Genomic DNA, 14,759 nt, shown 5'->3' on the forward strand with positions numbered 1-14,759 from the left:
GGATGGATCTGGTACTCGACCTGCCGCGCGGAGTCGCGCCGATCCTGCTGGGGATGACGCTCGACGAGGCGCTCGCCGCGGTGCCCGACTGGGGCGAACCCCGTGTGCTGCGCCGCCCGGGCCGGAACTCGGCGAAGGCCTCCTGGACCCTCGACCACGTCGGCGTCCAGGCCCTGGTCGAGGGCGGCACCCGCGTCACCGCGATCGAACTGTGGTGGCCCGGCGAGGGCCGCACGTCCACCACGCGCGTCCTGCTGGAGGGGGACGAGGTGTTCACCACCCCCACCGAGGAGCTGTTCCGGCGCGCCGCCGACCGGGGCTGGACGGTCGACACGTCGGACCCGGAGCACCCGGTGGTCCCCGGGGTGTCGCTCGGCTTCACCCGGCAGACCTCGCAGCGGATCGAACGGGACACCGACGGCCTGCCGAAGTACGTCACCTCGGTCCTGGTGGGCGCCGAGGACTACTACGACTACCGGTACGAACAGCGGGGTTGATCCCGACGGCCGCTCACCTGCATCCAGCAGCGCGGCCGGCCGGGGGCTTCCTCAGCCCGCCGCCAGTTCCAGTACGGCCGGTTCCAGTACCGCCTCGGCGGCGGTGGCCGTCCGGGAGCCGCGCCACAACCACGCCACGTCCCGCCCGAAGGACCACACCAGCGAACCCAGCGCCAGCAGCACGACCGCCAGGTTCGCCGGACGCGGGAGCGGGCCGGCGGCGGCCACCAGCAGGCAGATTCCCTGGAGCGCGGCCACCGTCTTGCGGGCGAAGGACGGGGGGAGGGGGGCGTTGAGCCACGGGGCGAGCCGGGCCGCGGCCACGAACGCGTACCGCATGCCGCCGATCAGCAGCACCCAGGGGCCGAGGTCCATCGACACGTACACGCTCAGCACCATGATGAGGAACGCGTCGACCTCCATGTCGAAGCGCGCGCCGAGCGCGGAGGAGGTGCCGGTGCGGCGGGCCACCTTGCCGTCCACTCCGTCCAGCAGGAGCGCCACCGCGGTCAGCGCGGCCAGCAGGGTCACCGGTGGCGCGCTCTCGAAGGAGTCCGCGACCAGCGCCGTGACCCCGCCGACCAGCGTCGTCCGGCCGAGCGTGACCCGGTTGGCGGGCCCGAAGGAGCTGAGCCGGGAGCGGTGCAGGGCGCGGGAGAGGACCGCCCAGGTGGCGAACGCGAAGGCCAGCCCCGTCAGCCAGCCGGCCGGCCCCATGCCGATCGCCGAGCCGAGCAGGGCCAGCAGCAGGATCTGCACGCCCGCTCCCACGGCGGTCTCCTGCTGGAGCCTCGCGTCATACGTGTTGTTCAGGGCCACCGCACATCCTCCGGCCGAGTGACAGAGTCGATCAACGCCGCGTACTGTGCGCGGCCAGTGCACATCTCGGTACGTGAACCGCTTCCCGATCGTTCAGGAGGATGCCGATGAACCGGTCGGCCCGCGCTTTCTGGCTCCGCTCGCCCGGCCACGGGGAACTGCGCGACGTCACCCTTCCCCGGCCCGCCGCCGACGAGGTCCTGGTGCGCACGCTGTACTCGGGGGTCAGCCGGGGCACGGAGACGCTCGTCTTCCGCGGCGGGGTGCCCGGGAACCAGCACGCGTCGATGCGGGCGCCGTTCCAGGAGGGCGACTTCCCGGGCCCGGTGAAGTACGGCTACCTCAACGTCGGCGTCGTCGAGGAGGGACCGGAGGAACTGGCCGGACGCACGGTGTTCTGCCTCTACCCGCACCAGAGCCGCTATGTCGTCCCGGCGAGCGCCGTCACCGTCGTGCCCGAGCGGGTGCCCGCCGGGCGGGCCGTGCTCGCCGGCACCGTCGAGACCGCCGTGAACGCCCTGTGGGACGCGGCCCCGCTCGTCGGGGACCGCATCACGGTGATCGGCGGCGGCATGATCGGCTGCTCGGTGACCGCGCTGCTCGCCCGCTTCCCCGGCGTCCGGGTGCAGTTGGTCGACGCCGACCCGGACCGCGCGAGGACCGCCGAGGCGCTCGGCGTGGACTTCGCCGCACCCGCCGACGCCCTCGGCGACCGCGACCTCGTCGTGCACGCCAGCGCCACCGAGGCCGGCCTCGCCCGGGCCCTGGAACTCCTCGCCCCGGAAGGCACGGTCGTGGAGCTGAGCTGGTACGGCGACCGGAGCGTGTCCCTGCCCCTCGGCGAGGCCTTCCACTCCCGCCGGCTCACCGTGCGCAGCAGCCAGGTCGGCACCGTCTCCCCGGCCGCCCGGCCCGGCCGCGGCTACGCCGACCGGATGGCGCTCGCCCTGGACCTGCTCGCCGACCCGGCGCTCGACGCCCTGGTCACCGGGGAGAGCGCCTTCGAGGAACTGCCGTCCGTGCTGCCGGGACTGGCCTCCGGCACGATCCCCGCCCTGTGCCACCGCATCCGGTACACCGACCCCGCCTGACCTGAGAAAAGAGTGGCCCCCCGCTGAACACGGGGAAGGGGGGAGCCGTACTACACGACATCCCCCGGCGGGCAAGGCGGGGGACCAGACGCGCCGCACCTGGAGGGTCGTCCGTTGTTCAGCATCACCGTCCGCGATCACATCATGATCGCCCACAGCTTCCACGGCGAGGTGTTCGGGCCCGCGCAGCGACTGCACGGCGCCACCTTCCTCGTCGACGCGACGTTCCGCCGCGAACAGCTGGACGAGGACAACATCGTCGTCGACATCGGCCTCGCCACGCAGGAACTGGGCGCCGTCGTCGCCGAACTGAACTACCGCAACCTCGACGACGAGCCCGACTTCGCCGGCGTCAACACCTCCACCGAGTTCCTCGCCAAGGTCATCGCCGACCGCCTCGCCGAACGCGTCCACCGGGGCGCGCTCGGGGAGGGCGCCCGGGGCCTGCGCGGCATCACGGTCACCCTGCACGAGTCGCACGTCGCCTGGGCGAGTTACGAGCGTGACCTGTGACCGACCTGACCGTGCGGCCGGCCCGCCTCACGTACGTCCCCGCACAGCACACCCCCGCCCAGAACGCCGGAATCATCCCCATGTCCCTGCGCACCGTGCACTTCGTCATGCCGGGCGGCGTGGACGACCCGGCCGCGCCCAGCGGCGGCAACGCCTACGACCGCCGGGTCTGCCTGGACCTGCCCGGCTTCGGCTGGCAGGTCGTCCGGCACCCGGTCCCCGGCACCTGGCCGCACCCGGACGCCGCCGCCCGCGACGGACTCGCCCGCACCCTGCGGGAACTGCCGGACGACGCGGTCGTCCTGCTCGACGGCCTGGTCGCCTGCGGTGTCCCGGAGACCGTCCTCCCGGAGGCCGCCCGCCTGCGGCTCGCCGTCCTCGTCCACCTGCCGCTCGGTGACGAGACCGGCCTGGACCCGGCCGTCGCCGCCGGTCTGGACGCCCGTGAGCGCGCGGTGCTGCGGGCGGTCCCCGCGGTGATCGCCACCAGCGACTGGGCGGTCCGCCGGCTCGTCTCCCACCACGGGCTCGTCCCCGGCCGGGTGCACGTCGCCGCGCCCGGCGCCGACATCGCGCCCCTCGCCCCCGGCACCGACGGCGTCTCCCGGCTGCTGTGCGTGGCCGCCGTGACCCCGCGCAAGGGCCAGCACCGGCTGGTGGAGGCGCTCGCGGCGGTCCGGGACCTGCCGTGGACCTGCGAGTGCGTCGGCGGCCTCGGCAACGATCCCGCCTACGTGACCCACCTGCGGGAACTGATCGCCCGGCACGGCCTCGGCGACCGCCTGCACCTGACCGGCCCGCGCTCCGGCGCCGCCCTCGACGCCTCCTACGCCACCGCTGACCTGATGGTCCTCGCCTCCTACGCCGAGACCTACGGCATGGCGGTCACCGAGGCCCTCGCCCGCGGCATCCCGGTCCTCGCCACCGACGTGGGCGGTGTGCCGGAGGCGGTCGGCCGCGCCCCCGACGGCGGCGTGCCCGGCATCCTCGTCCCGCCGGAGGACCCGGTGGCGCTGGCCGCCGAACTCCGCGGCTGGTTCGGCGAACCCGACGTGCGCCGCCGCCTGAAGGCCGCCGCGCGCGGCCGCCGCGCCGCGCTCGGCGGCTGGGCCACCACCGCCCGAAGTCTGGCCGGAGTCCTCCAGCGGCTCCCCGAACCACCGAGGACGACGCCATGACCCGCTCGGACACCGGCACCGGCCGCACCGCCCCGGCCGAGGACGCCGCCACCGCCGGGGGCCGGGGCGCCGCGGGCCAGGTCATCGCCGGGGCCGGGCCCGTCGCCCGGGCCGCCGAGGCGACCGAGGGACCGCGCGACGGCGCCCCGGAGGACGCCCCGCGCTACGCGCCCGAGTGGCTCCGGCTGCGGGAACCCGTCGACGCGACGGCCCGCGCGGCCGACCTGCTCGACCTACTGCGCACCCGGCTCGCCGACCGGCCGGCCGGAGCCGGCGCACCGGCCGTGCACGACCTGGGCTGCGGCACCGGCTCCATGGGCCGCTGGCTCGCGCCCCGCCTGGACGGCGCCCAGCACTGGGTCCTGCACGACCGCGACCCCTACCTGCTGCACTTCGCCGCCGTCGCCTCCCCGCGCTCCGCCGCCGACGGCAGCACCGTCACGGTCGAGACCCGGCGCGGCGACGTCGCCCGGCTCACCCCCGACGCGCTGACCGGAGCCTCGCTGGTGACCGCCTCCGCGCTGCTCGACGTCCTCACCCGGGAGGAGACCGAGAACCTGGCCGACGCCTGCGCCGGCGCGGGCTGCCCGGCCCTGCTCACCCTGTCCGTCGCCGGCCGCGTCGACCTCACCCCGCCCCACCCGCTCGACGCCGAGATCACCGACGCGTTCAACGCCCACCAGCGGCGCGCCGGGCTGCTCGGCCCGGACGCGGCCACCGTGGCCGCCGAGGCGTTCGCCGCGCGCGGGGCGACGGTGCTGACGCGGCCGAGCCCGTGGCGGCTCGGCCCCGGGGAGGCCGCGCTGACCGAGCAGTGGCTGCGCGGCTGGGTGGGCGCGGCCGTCGAACAGCGGCCCGAGCTGCGGGAACGCGCCGAGGCCTACCTGGACGCGCAGCTCGCCGCCTGCGCGGCCGGCGAGCTGCGCGTCACCGTCCACCACACCGACCTGCTGGCGCTGCCCCGGCCGACGGGCGGCCCGGCATGAGCACGCCGCCGGCTCCCGCGGCGGACGCCGGCCCCGGTACCCGTACGGCACCCGCGACGGCGCCGCGCACCGCCGCGCGCCTGCTGCGCGGTCAGGCCGGCACCTGCGTCGGCGTGCTCATCCTCGGCTTCCTCCTCTGGCGGCTCGGCACCGGTGTGCTGGTGGACGGGGTGCGCCGGATCGACACCGCGACGGTGCTCGTCGCGCTGGGGATCGGCGCGGTCACCACGGTGTTCAGCGCCTGGCGCTGGCAACTGGTCGCGCGGGGACTGCGGTTGCGGATCCCGCTCGGTCCCGCCGTCGCCGACTACTACCGCGCGCTGTTCCTGAACGCGGCGCTGCCCGGCGGCATCCTGGGCGACGTGCACCGGGCGGTCCGGCACGGGCGGGACGCGGGGGACATGCGGCGCAGCGTGAAGGCGGTCGTCCTGGAGCGGGTGGCCGGGCAGATCGCGATGGCGGTGACCGCGGCGGTGGTGCTGCTGACCCTGCCGTCCCCGGTACGCGCCGAGGCCCGCGCCTTCGCCCCGCTGGCGGCGCCGGCCGCGGCGGGCGCGCTCGCCGTCCTCGTCGCCGTCCGGATGAACCGCGCGCCGTCCGGCCGGGACGGCGCGCTGCGCCGCGCGCTCGGCGAGGCCCGCCGGGGCCTGGCGTCCCGGCACAGCGGGCCGGGGGTCGCGCTGTCCTCCGCCGCCGTCCTCGCCGGGCACCTGCTGATGTTCGTCGTGGCGGCCCGGGTCGGCGGCTCGACCGCGCCGGTGGCGGTGCTGCTGCCACTGGCGGTGCTCGCCCTGCTGGCCATGGCCCTGCCGCTGAACGTCGGCGGTTTCGGGCCCCGCGAGGGCGCCACCGCGTGGGCGTTCGGCGCGGCGGGCCTCGGCGCGGACACCGGGGTGGCGGTCGCCGTCGTCTACGGCGTGCTGAGCCTCGTCGCGAGCCTGCCGGGCGCCGCCGTACTCGTCCTGCGCTGGTACGAGGGCCTGCGCGGCCCGGCCGCCGCGCCGCGGCCCGGCCCGGCGCCGGACGCCCGACCCCTGCCGGCCGGGGCCGCCCCCACGGGTCCCGGCCGGCGGATCCCCGTCCCGGACTATTTCGCTGCGCCGGCCGCGGTGAGCAGCGCGGCATACGCCCCGAAGGATTCCGTGAGGCTCGCCAGCAGTTCCTTTCCCTTCTCCGCCGAAGCGAGGGAGGGACGGCCGATGACGCCCGATTCGGTATAGGCGGACATTCCCAGGGTGAGCAGATGACGGCGGTCGTCGGCGGTGAAATCGGCCGACTCGTGGCCAGGGCGGACGAATTCGGGGTGAGCGTGCAGCAGAATCGAGGTCTCGATCTCTCCCGCGTGCATGTCGGTGAGCAGCGAGGTGACCACCCCGGCCCGCTCCCGCGCCGCTTCCCAGTCCTCGGCGGCGGGGAACAGCGCCATCCGCTCGCCCCGCGCGGACGCCTCCTGGACGACGTTGCCGAGCACGTAGTTGCCGCCGTGCCCGTTGACCACGACGAGCGCCTCCACGCCCGAGCGGCGCAGCGACGCCGCGATGTCCGTGACCACCGCGTGCAGGGTCACGGCGGAGACGCTGACCGTCCCCGGCCAGGCCGCGTGCTCGTGCGAGCAGGAGAGCGTCACCGGCGGAAGCAGATGCACCGGGTACGCGGCGGCGATCTCCCGGGCCACGGCGCAGGCGACGAGCGTGTCGGTCGCCAGCGGAAGGAACGGACCGTGCTGTTCGAAACTCCCGACCGGAAGGACGGCCACCTGTGGTGACGCGCCCGCCCCCCGCGCCCGTACGTCCTCCGTGGTGTCCGTCGGCACCACGCCGCTCGCCACTTCACGTCCCGCCGCGCGCGCGCCCGAACCACTCATCTCATCCACGGCCTTTCGTCTCTGCATAGGAATCAGATCATGACAGAAAACACCGGCGTCACCCTCGGCGTGCTCGGCACGAAGCCGTCGCCGCGTATCGGTGCGGAGCGCGTGGTGAATGCGCCGCTGCCCACGGTGTACGGGCAATTCCAGGCCGTCGGATACCTGGACCACGACCGCGGTGACGAACAAGTGGCCCTGGTGCACGGAGAGATCGGCACCGACGACGTGCTGGTGCGACTGCACTCGGAGTGCCTGACCGGGGACGCGTTCGGCTCCCGGCACTGCGAGTGCGGCGACCAGCTGGAGGCGGCGATGCGCGCGGTGGTCGCCGAAGGCAGCGGCATCGTCGTCTACTTGCGGGGGCACGAGGGCCGTGGCATCGGCCTGCTCGCCAAGTTGCGGGCGATGGCGCTCCAGGCCGAGGGCCTGGACACGGTGGAGGCCAACCTCGCGCTGGGCCTGCCCGTCGACGCCCGGGACTACGGCGTCGCCGCGGAGATCCTGCGCGACCTCGGGGTGCGCTCGGTGCGGCTGATGTCCAACAACCCGCGCAAGCGGGAGGCGTTGGTCCGGCACGGCGTCCAGGTCACCGAGCAGGTGCCGCTGCTGATCGAGCCGTGCGAGAGCAACATCACCTACCTGCGGACCAAGCGGGAGCGGATGGACCACCACCTGCCGCACCTGGACGCCGTCGCCCACGGCTCGTGACGCCCCGGACGGCGCGCCGTCCCGCGCGGCGGGCACCGGCCGCCGGTGGTCACTCCGCCAGGGCCGCGTGCGCCAGCCGCCGCAGCTCGCGGAACACCTTCAGCGTTCTGGGACGTACCTGGCTCATGAACTGCACGGTCAGGTCGTGGGCCGGGTCGACCCAGAACGCGGTGGTGGCCACGCCGGTCCAGCCGTAGGTGCCCAGGTGCGAGGGGACCGGGGTGCGGGCGGGGTCGGTCACCACGGAGACGTTGAAGCCGAACCCCACTCCGTCGTCGGCCGTCTCGCGGTGGACCGGGGCCCCGCAGGCGCGGATGGTGGCGCCGCCCGGCAGGTGGTTGCGGGTCATCAGCGCCACCCACCGCGGGGACAGCAGGCGCAGGCCGTCCAGTTCGCCGCCGCGGCGCAGCATCTCCGTGAACCGGTGGTAGTCGTGGGCGCAGGAGACCAGGCCACCGCTGCCGGACAGGAATCGGGGCCGGTCGCGCACCGGCAGCCCCGGGACCGGCTCGATGCCGCCGTCGTCCGTCTCGCCGTACAGCTCGGCCAGCCGCCCGGCCTGTCCGGACGTGACGTGGAAACCGGTGTCGGTCATGCCGAGCGGGCCGAGGATCCGGTCGCGGAAGAACGCGTCCAGCGGCTGCCCGGAGACGACCTCGATCACCCGGCCCAGCACGTTGGAGGCGACCGAGTAGTTCCACTCGGTGCCCGGGTCGGCCTGGAGGGGCAGTCGCGCGTACAGCTCGACGGTCTCGGCGAGCCCGGCGCCGGGCGGTACCGAGTACTCCAGGCCGGCTTCCCGGTAGAGGGCGTCGACCGGGTGCCGGTGGTAGAAGCCGAAGGTCAGGCCGGCGGTGTGGGTGAGCAGGTGCCGGATCAGGACGGGACCCGCGGCCGGCCGGGTGCGCACGCCGGCACCCGTACCGCCCGTGTACACCCGGGGGGCGGCGAAGGCCGGCAGGTACCGGTCCAGCGGGTCGTCCAGGGACAGCCGGCCGTCCTGGGCCAGCAGCAGCACCGCGACCGCGGTGACGGGCTTGGTCATCGAGTAGATCCGCCACAGCGTGTCCGTCTCGACCGGCAGCCCGGCCGCCACGTCGCGCAGTCCGTACGTGGTGAGGTGGGCGACCCGCCCGGCGCGGGCCACCGCCACCAGGAACCCGGGCAGGCGTCCCTCGTCCACGAGACGGGCGAAGTACCCGTCCAGCCGGGCCAGGGCCGCACCGTCCAGCCCCGCCTCCTCGGGTGTCACATCCTGCCGCAGCCGTGCCATCGCTGTCCTCCGCTCACGTCCCCGTCCGGACCCCGCCCGCTCTCATCCTCGCGCGGTTCCACCCGCCGCGACCGCCCCACCGGGAACACGGGGCACCGGGCAGCGCGTCCAGCCTGACGCGTGTCGCCGCCTGCGGGGAATGCGCGCACCGCCGCGCGGAGTTGATCCGGTTATGACTCAGGACTCCCCGCAGGACGCGCTGCTCGGTCTGCTCTCGGAAGGGCACGGTGGCGTACTGGTCACCCTCCGGCGTGACGGCCGCCCCCAGCTGTCCAACGTCACCCACACCTACTACCCGGACGAGCGGATCATCCGGATCTCGGTCACCGAGGACCGGGCGAAGACCCGCAACCTGCGCCGCGACCCGCGCGCGTCGTACCACGTGACCAGCGCGGATCGCTGGGCGTACACCGTCGCCGAGGGCACCGCCGAGCTGACGCCGGTCGCCGCCGGGCCGCACGACGAGACCGTCGAGGAACTGGTCCGGCTCTACCGGGACGTGAACGGCGAGCACCCGGACTGGGACGACTTCCGGGCCGCCATGGTCCGCGACCACCGCCTGGTCGTACGACTGCGCGTCGAGCGGGCGTACGGCGTCCCCCGGCGCTGACCGCCCGCCGGACGGCGGCTCAGGGCGTCCCGGCGGTCCGCGCCTCGATCGCGCGCACCACGGCGACCATGTCCGCGCCGCCGTGACCCCCCGCCACCGTCTCCTGGAACAAGGAGTGGCAGACGTCGAGGAGCGGTGAGGCGAGGCCGGCCGCGCGTGCCGCCTCGGCGATCAGCCGGTTGTTCTTGAGCACGTCCAGTGCCGCCGCCTGGACGCTGAAGTCCCCCTCGCGCAGCTTGGGGGCCTTCATCCGGGAGACCGCGCTGGCCATCGGGCCCGCGTCCAGGACCTCCAGGAACAGAGCGCGGTCCAGGCCCTGCCGCTCCGCGAAGTGGAACGCCTCGGCCAGCCCGGTCACCTGGGTGATCAGGAACAGGTTCACGGACAGCTTCATCAGCAGCGCGCCCGGCGCGGGCCCGCACAGGAACGTCTCCCGGCACATCGGCTCCAGCAGCGGCCGCACCGCGGTGACGGCGTCCGGCTCGCCGGCGAGCATGGCCACCAGCTGCCCCTGCTCGGCCGGCACCCGCGAGCCGGAGACCGGCGCCTCGACGTACCGGCCGCCCGCGGCGCGGATCTCCTCCTCCAGGGCCCGCGAGTACTCGGGGGAGGTCGTGCCCATGTGGACGACGGTCCGCCCCGCGACCCGGTCGGCCAGCGCGGGCGTGCCGCGGCCGAGGACCGTGTCCACCGCGGCTCCGTCCGCGAGCATCAGCAGCACCGTCTCCGCCCGCGCGAACACCCCGGCGGGGTCCGCGGCGACCTCGGCGCCGGCCGCGCGCAGCTCCGCGGCGCGCTCCGGGGTGCGGTTCCACACCACCAGGGGGGTGCCGGCGGACGCCAGGCGCAGGGCCATGGGCCGGCCCATCACTCCGAGACCGATGAATCCGACCGGCATGGGACCGCCCTCCGCAACCGCCGCGCGCCGACTATGACAGTGGTCATAGTAGCGGGCGTTATGACGAGCGTCATAGAGTGAGGAGCTGGGAATTCCGGGGACCGGAGGTGGAGATGGCGCAGGCGCGGCGCGGCCCACGGGAACGGATGGTCTTCAGCGCGGCCCAGCTCATCCGGCGCGACGGGGTCGCCGCGACCGGCATGCGCGAGGTCGCGGCACACGCCGGCGCCCCGCGCGGCTCCCTCCAGCACTACTTCCCGGGCGGCAAGGAACAGCTCGTCAACGAGGCGGTCGAGTGGGCCGGCCGGTACGCGGGCCGACGCATCGCCCGGTTCCTCGCGGACCTCGCGTCACCGTCGCCCGCCGCGCTGTTCGCGGCGATGGCCGCGCAGTGGACCGACGAGTACGGCCGGGACGGTTTCGCGGCCGGCTGCCCGGTCGCCGCCGCCACGGTCGACTGCGCCTCCTCGGACGGCTCGACCCGCGAGGCGGCGGCCACCGCGTTCACCGCCTGGAGCGGCCCGCTCGCCGCGGCGCTCACGGATCTGCGCGTCCCCGCCGCGCGCGCCGGGTCGTTGGCCACCCTCATGATCAGCGCCCTGGAGGGCGCCATCCTGATGGCGCGCGCCGAACGGGACGTACGGCCCCTGACCACCGTCGTCCGGGAACTCGGCCCGCTGCTCGACGCGGCGGTGGACCCCTCGGGATGAGGGCCGGGCGGGCACCCCGTGTCCGGCCCGGCGGCGCGGACGCCCCGCGCGGCCGTCTCAGCCGGGCGTCGGCTCCGCCGTGAGGTAGGCGACCACCATGTCGGAGAGCATGGACCGGTAGTGCGCGCGCCGCTCCGCGTCGAGCAGGTCCCGGCCGAACAGGGTGCCGAAGGTGTGCCGGTTGGCGACCCGGAAGAAGCAGAACGAGGTGATCACCGCGTACAGGTCGACCGCGTCCACGCCGGCCCGGAACACCCCGGACTCCTGCCCCGCGGCGAGGATGCGGCGGATGACGTCCAGCGCCGGGGAACCGGTCCGGCCGGGCCGCCCGGCGCCCTGCACGTTCTCGATGCCGACCAGGCGGACGAAGTCCGGGTGCCGCTCGCAGTGGTCGAAGGTCAGCCCGGCCAGCCGCCTGATCGCCGTCACCGGGTCCAGGTGCTCCACGTCCAGCTGCTGCTCGGCGTCCCGGATCAGCCCGTACGCCCGCTCCAGCACGGCCGTGAACAGCTGCTCCTTGCCGCCGAAGTAGTAGTAGATCATCCGCTTGGTGGTACGGGTGCGGGCCGCTATCTCGTCGACCCGGGCACCGTCGTAACCGGCCCGCGCGAACTCCCGGGTGGCCACGTCGAGGATCTCGGCCCGGGTGCGGGCGGGGTCGCGCACCCGCTCGCCGGGGTCTGCCGGTTCTTCGACGCTGGTCATCGGATTCCTTCGGGCCGTGAGGAGCCTTAGCGGGGCGCGCGTACGCGTGCCGGTGATTGTAGGAGCGCGGCCCACGTCACCGGCGGCTCACGGTACGGGTGACGCCGGCGACCACGGTCGTCGCCAGGCTGTACAGGACCTCCAGCTGGGCACGGCGCAGGTCGAGGCAGCCGCCCACACGCGGCCCCTCGCGCAGCCACAGCTCGCTGCCGGCCCGCGGCGCCCCGCCGCCCGGATGGGGCAGCAACGTGCACCAAGGATCCAGCCGGCCCGCGATCCGGGCTCGCCGCGAGTCCCGTCCAGCCGCGCACCTCCGCGTGCCGGAGCAGCATGCCGCCCCCACGGAGAGCGTCCGCGCGTCGAGCGCGGCCTGCCCGGGACGGCTCGGGCGCGCCTCACCGGGGTCGACCGTCCCGGGGACCAGGGCGCCGTTGCGCTGCACCTGTCCGTGTGTGCACAGGCCCGGTGCCGACAGGTTGAGCTGGAGCACCCGTTCGTCCGGGCCGGGCACGGCCGCCGCCGCCGTCGGCTCGCTGGTCTCCACCCGGGGGACTGTGGCCCGGGCCGGGCGCGGCTGTCGGCGCCGCCGGCGGAGGCGGTCGGCGCTGTGCCCCGGGCCGCCTGGGGTGGCGGACCGGGGCACAAGGGTGTCGGCTACGGCCGGACGTTCCACTCCGCGATCACCGGGCGGTCGTGCTCGGTCGACAGGCGGCTGACCGTGCCGGTGGCCAGCTGGAACAGGCGGCCCTCGGCGGGCGGCAGGCCCAGGCGGCGCGCGGTGAGGACGCGCAGGAAGTGGGCGTGGGCGACGAGCACCACGTCACCGGTCTCCTCGGCGAGCGCCGCGTCGACGCGGGCCAGGACCCGGTCGGCGCGGGCGCCCACGGCCGCCGGGGACTCGCCCGGGTGCCCGTCCGGGCCGGGTGGTACGCCGTCGGTCCACAGGTCCCAGTCGGGGCGGTCCCGGTGGATGTCGACGGTGGTGATGCCCTCGTAGGCGCCGTAGTCCCACTCGCGCAGCCCCGGCTCGGTCACGACGCCGGGCACACCGGCCAGTTCGGCGGTGCGTATCGCGCGGCTCAGCGGGCTCGCCAGGGTGAGGGCGTAGGTCCGGCCGGTGAGGAGCGGGGCGAGGGACTTGGCCTGTTCCTCGCCCTTCCCGGTCAGCGGCAGGTCGGTCCAGCTGGTGTGCCGTCCCGACCTGCTCCACTCCGTCTCACCGTGGCGGACCAGCAGGAGGTCCCCCACGGCGGGTCAGCCCTTCTTCTCGACCGCGTGGCCGCCGAACTGGTTGCGCAGTGCGGCGATCATCTTCATCTGCGGCGAGTCGTCCTGCCGGGAGGCGAACCGCGCGAACAGCGAGGCGGTGATCGCGGGCAGCGGCACCGCGTTGTCGATGGCCGCCTCGACGGTCCAGCGGCCCTCGCCGGAGTCCTCCGCGTAGCCGCGCAGCTGCTCCAGGTGCTCGTCGTCGTCCAGGGCGCTGACCGCGAGGTCCAGCAGCCAGGAGCGGATGACGGTGCCCTCCTGCCAGGAGCGGAACACCTCGCGGACGTTGTCCACCGACTTGACCTTCTCCAGCAGCTCCCAGCCCTCGGCGTAGGCCTGCATCATGGCGTACTCGATGCCGTTGTGGACCATCTTGGAGAAGTGCCCGGCGCCGACCCGGCCGGCGTGGACGTAGCCGTACGGGCCCTCCGGCTTGAGCGCGTCGAAGATCGGCTGGAGCTGCCGCACGTGCTCCTTGTCACCGCCGACCATGAGCGCGTAGCCGTTCTTCAGGCCCCACACCCCGCCGGAGACACCGGCGTCGACGAAGCCGATGCCCTTGACGCCGAGTTCGGCGGCGTGCTTCTCGTCGTCCGTCCAGCGGGAGTTGCCGCCGTCCACGACGGTGTCGCCGTCGGACAGCAGGTCCTTCAGCTCGTCGATGACGCCCTGCGTGGCGGTGCCCGCCGGGACCATCACCCACACGTGGCGGGGCGCGTCCAGCTTCTCGACCAGTTCGGCGAGGCTCTTGACGTCGGAGACGTCGGGGTTGCGGTCGTAGCCGATGACCTCGTGGCCGGCGCGGCGGATCCGCTCGCGCATGTTGCCGCCCATCTTGCCCAGACCGATGAGGCCCAGCTGCATGCCTGTCATGTCACTTCACTTCCTGAGAGAACGGTAGGTGGCGACGAGGGCCTTGGTGGAGGGGTCGAGGCCGGGTACGTCGGTGCCTTCGGTGAGGGCGGGCTCGACACGTTTGGCGAGGACCTTGCCCAGCTCCACGCCCCACTGGTCGAAGGAGTCGATGTTCCACACCGCTCCCTGCACGAACACCTTGTGCTCGTACAACGCGATCAGCTGACCGAGCACCGACGGGGTCAGCTCCCGGGCCAGGATCGTGGTCGTGGGACGGTCACCGGGGAACGTACGATGCGCGACCTGCTCCTCGGCCACCCCCTCCGCACGCACCTCCTCGGCCGTCTTGCCGAACGCCAGCGCCTGCGTCTGCGCGAAGAAGTTCGCCATCAACAGGCCATGCTGACCGGCCAACTCCCCCTCCAGCTCCGCCACCGGCCGGGCGAAACCGATGAAGTCCGCCGGGATCAGCTTCGTCCCCTGATGGATCAACTGGTAGTAGGCGTGCTGCCCGTTCGTACCCGGCGTCCCCCACACCACCGGACCCGTCTGCCACCGCACCGGCTCCCCGTCACGCTGCACCGACTTGCCGTTGGACTCCATGTCCAACTGCTGAAGATAGGCCGTGAACCGCGACAGATAATGACTGTAGGGCAGCACCGCATGCGACTGCGCACCATGGAAGTCGCCGTACCAGATCCCCAGCAGCCCCAGCAGCAACGGCACGTTCTCCTCCGCCGGCGCCGTCCGGAAATGCTCATCGACCAGCCGGAACCCCTC

16 protein-coding genes and 2 pseudogenes are annotated in these 14,759 nt (G+C 74.3%); 9 read left to right on the plus strand and 9 right to left on the minus strand.

The window, feature by feature from the left end:
* Positions 1 to 2: 2 nt before the first annotated feature.
* A complete protein-coding gene (locus tag ACIQVT_RS21320) occupies positions 3 to 497 on the plus strand; it encodes a hypothetical protein (protein WP_403755799.1) in 495 nt (164 codons plus the stop codon).
* Positions 498 to 548: 51 nt separating this feature from the next.
* On the opposite strand, the gene ACIQVT_RS21325 is transcribed toward ACIQVT_RS21320, so the two are convergent.
* Positions 549 to 1,316, minus strand: coding sequence for a CDP-alcohol phosphatidyltransferase family protein (locus tag ACIQVT_RS21325; protein WP_403755802.1), 768 nt, complete (start codon positions 1,314 to 1,316; stop codon positions 549 to 551).
* A gap of 107 nt (positions 1,317 to 1,423) precedes the next feature.
* Between ACIQVT_RS21325 and ACIQVT_RS21330 the strand changes: the two genes are divergently transcribed.
* From ACIQVT_RS21330 to ACIQVT_RS21350, 5 genes and pseudogenes are all read left to right on the plus strand, one after another.
* Positions 1,424 to 2,407, plus strand: coding sequence for a zinc-binding alcohol dehydrogenase (locus ACIQVT_RS21330; RefSeq protein ID WP_403755805.1), 984 nt, complete (start codon positions 1,424 to 1,426; stop codon positions 2,405 to 2,407).
* Positions 2,408 to 2,521: 114 nt separating this feature from the next.
* The gene (locus ACIQVT_RS21335; protein ID WP_403755807.1) at positions 2,522 to 2,920 is read left to right on the plus strand and encodes a 6-pyruvoyl trahydropterin synthase family protein; all 399 of its coding nucleotides are present in this window, start codon (positions 2,522 to 2,524) and stop codon (positions 2,918 to 2,920) included.
* Positions 2,917 to 4,098 carry a glycosyltransferase family 4 protein gene (locus tag ACIQVT_RS21340; protein ID WP_403755810.1) on the plus strand — a complete coding sequence of 394 codons (1,182 nt, stop codon included), beginning with the start codon at positions 2,917 to 2,919 and terminating at the stop codon, positions 4,096 to 4,098. Before ACIQVT_RS21335 ends, ACIQVT_RS21340 begins: the two co-directional genes overlap by 4 nt.
* A complete protein-coding gene (locus tag ACIQVT_RS21345) occupies positions 4,095 to 5,084 on the plus strand; it encodes a trans-aconitate methyltransferase (protein WP_403755813.1) in 990 nt (329 codons plus the stop codon). The genes ACIQVT_RS21340 and ACIQVT_RS21345 overlap by 4 nt, the downstream gene beginning before the upstream one ends.
* Positions 5,081 to 6,019: pseudogene (locus ACIQVT_RS21350) on the plus strand (lysylphosphatidylglycerol synthase transmembrane domain-containing protein); the annotation flags it as partial. The gene ACIQVT_RS21345 and the pseudogene ACIQVT_RS21350, both read left to right, overlap by 4 nt.
* 152 nt (positions 6,020 to 6,171) lie before the next feature.
* Here ACIQVT_RS21350 and ACIQVT_RS21355 read toward each other — a convergent pair.
* Complete coding sequence (locus ACIQVT_RS21355) at positions 6,172 to 6,948, minus strand: creatininase family protein (RefSeq protein WP_403755816.1); 777 nt, start codon at positions 6,946 to 6,948, stop codon at positions 6,172 to 6,174.
* A 39-nt stretch (positions 6,949 to 6,987) separates the two neighbouring features.
* Between ACIQVT_RS21355 and ribA the strand changes: the two genes are divergently transcribed.
* Positions 6,988 to 7,659, plus strand: a complete 672-nt coding sequence (gene ribA / locus ACIQVT_RS21360; RefSeq protein WP_403755819.1) for a GTP cyclohydrolase II — start codon at positions 6,988 to 6,990, stop codon at positions 7,657 to 7,659.
* A gap of 49 nt (positions 7,660 to 7,708) precedes the next feature.
* Here ribA and ACIQVT_RS21365 read toward each other — a convergent pair whose 3' ends face one another.
* Positions 7,709 to 8,932 carry a serine hydrolase domain-containing protein gene (locus ACIQVT_RS21365; protein WP_403755822.1) on the minus strand — a complete coding sequence of 408 codons (1,224 nt, stop codon included), beginning with the start codon at positions 8,930 to 8,932 and terminating at the stop codon, positions 7,709 to 7,711.
* Positions 8,933 to 9,104: 172 nt separating this feature from the next.
* Between ACIQVT_RS21365 and ACIQVT_RS21370 the strand changes: the two genes are divergently transcribed.
* Positions 9,105 to 9,542, plus strand: coding sequence for a PPOX class F420-dependent oxidoreductase (locus ACIQVT_RS21370; RefSeq protein ID WP_403755825.1), 438 nt, complete (start codon positions 9,105 to 9,107; stop codon positions 9,540 to 9,542).
* A gap of 19 nt (positions 9,543 to 9,561) precedes the next feature.
* Here ACIQVT_RS21370 and ACIQVT_RS21375 read toward each other — a convergent pair whose 3' ends face one another.
* Positions 9,562 to 10,440 carry an NAD(P)-dependent oxidoreductase gene (locus ACIQVT_RS21375; protein ID WP_403755828.1) on the minus strand — a complete coding sequence of 293 codons (879 nt, stop codon included), beginning with the start codon at positions 10,438 to 10,440 and terminating at the stop codon, positions 9,562 to 9,564.
* 113 nt (positions 10,441 to 10,553) lie between these two features.
* Here ACIQVT_RS21375 and ACIQVT_RS21380 point away from each other — a divergent pair, with 113 nt between their 5' ends.
* Positions 10,554 to 11,150 carry a TetR family transcriptional regulator C-terminal domain-containing protein gene (locus ACIQVT_RS21380; RefSeq protein ID WP_403755903.1) on the plus strand — a complete coding sequence of 199 codons (597 nt, stop codon included), beginning with the start codon at positions 10,554 to 10,556 and terminating at the stop codon, positions 11,148 to 11,150.
* A 57-nt stretch (positions 11,151 to 11,207) separates the two neighbouring features.
* Here ACIQVT_RS21380 and ACIQVT_RS21385 read toward each other — a convergent pair whose 3' ends face one another.
* The 5 genes and pseudogenes from ACIQVT_RS21385 to ACIQVT_RS21405 form a co-directional block, all read right to left on the minus strand.
* Positions 11,208 to 11,855, minus strand: coding sequence for a TetR/AcrR family transcriptional regulator (locus ACIQVT_RS21385; protein ID WP_403755831.1), 648 nt, complete (start codon positions 11,853 to 11,855; stop codon positions 11,208 to 11,210).
* 76 nt (positions 11,856 to 11,931) lie between these two features.
* On the minus strand, positions 11,932 to 12,399 hold the full coding sequence (locus ACIQVT_RS21390; protein ID WP_403755834.1) for a hypothetical protein: 468 nt from the start codon (positions 12,397 to 12,399) through the stop codon (positions 11,932 to 11,934).
* A gap of 110 nt (positions 12,400 to 12,509) precedes the next feature.
* On the minus strand, positions 12,510 to 13,103 hold the full coding sequence (locus ACIQVT_RS21395; protein WP_403755837.1) for a histidine phosphatase family protein: 594 nt from the start codon (positions 13,101 to 13,103) through the stop codon (positions 12,510 to 12,512).
* 6 nt (positions 13,104 to 13,109) lie between these two features.
* Positions 13,110 to 13,988 carry a phosphogluconate dehydrogenase (NAD(+)-dependent, decarboxylating) gene (gene gnd, locus ACIQVT_RS21400; RefSeq protein WP_403755906.1) on the minus strand — a complete coding sequence of 293 codons (879 nt, stop codon included), beginning with the start codon at positions 13,986 to 13,988 and terminating at the stop codon, positions 13,110 to 13,112.
* A 15-nt stretch (positions 13,989 to 14,003) separates the two neighbouring features.
* Positions 14,004 to 14,759, minus strand: a pseudogene (locus tag ACIQVT_RS21405) (glucose-6-phosphate isomerase); the annotation flags it as partial.

The organism is Streptomyces sp. NPDC100445 (assembly GCF_044759735.1).
Lineage (GTDB): Bacteria > Actinomycetota > Actinomycetes > Streptomycetales > Streptomycetaceae > Streptomyces.

Coding starts and splice junctions, on each gene's coding strand:
- ACIQVT_RS21355 (WP_403755816.1), bottom strand. CDS start 6,948: ATGAGTGGTTCGGGCGCGCGCGCGGCGGGACGTGAAGTGGCGAGCGGC.
- ribA (WP_403755819.1), top strand. CDS start 6,988: ATGACAGAAAACACCGGCGTCACCCTCGGCGTGCTCGGCACGAAGCCG.
- ACIQVT_RS21345 (WP_403755813.1), top strand. CDS start 4,095: ATGACCCGCTCGGACACCGGCACCGGCCGCACCGCCCCGGCCGAGGAC.
- ACIQVT_RS21330 (WP_403755805.1), top strand. CDS start 1,424: ATGAACCGGTCGGCCCGCGCTTTCTGGCTCCGCTCGCCCGGCCACGGG.
- ACIQVT_RS21320 (WP_403755799.1), top strand. CDS start 3: ATGGATCTGGTACTCGACCTGCCGCGCGGAGTCGCGCCGATCCTGCTG.
- ACIQVT_RS21365 (WP_403755822.1), bottom strand. CDS start 8,932: ATGGCACGGCTGCGGCAGGATGTGACACCCGAGGAGGCGGGGCTGGAC.
- ACIQVT_RS21380 (WP_403755903.1), top strand. CDS start 10,554: ATGGCGCAGGCGCGGCGCGGCCCACGGGAACGGATGGTCTTCAGCGCG.
- ACIQVT_RS21370 (WP_403755825.1), top strand. CDS start 9,105: ATGACTCAGGACTCCCCGCAGGACGCGCTGCTCGGTCTGCTCTCGGAA.
- ACIQVT_RS21375 (WP_403755828.1), bottom strand. CDS start 10,440: ATGCCGGTCGGATTCATCGGTCTCGGAGTGATGGGCCGGCCCATGGCC.
- ACIQVT_RS21385 (WP_403755831.1), bottom strand. CDS start 11,855: ATGACCAGCGTCGAAGAACCGGCAGACCCCGGCGAGCGGGTGCGCGAC.
- gnd (WP_403755906.1), bottom strand. CDS start 13,988: ATGCAGCTGGGCCTCATCGGTCTGGGCAAGATGGGCGGCAACATGCGC.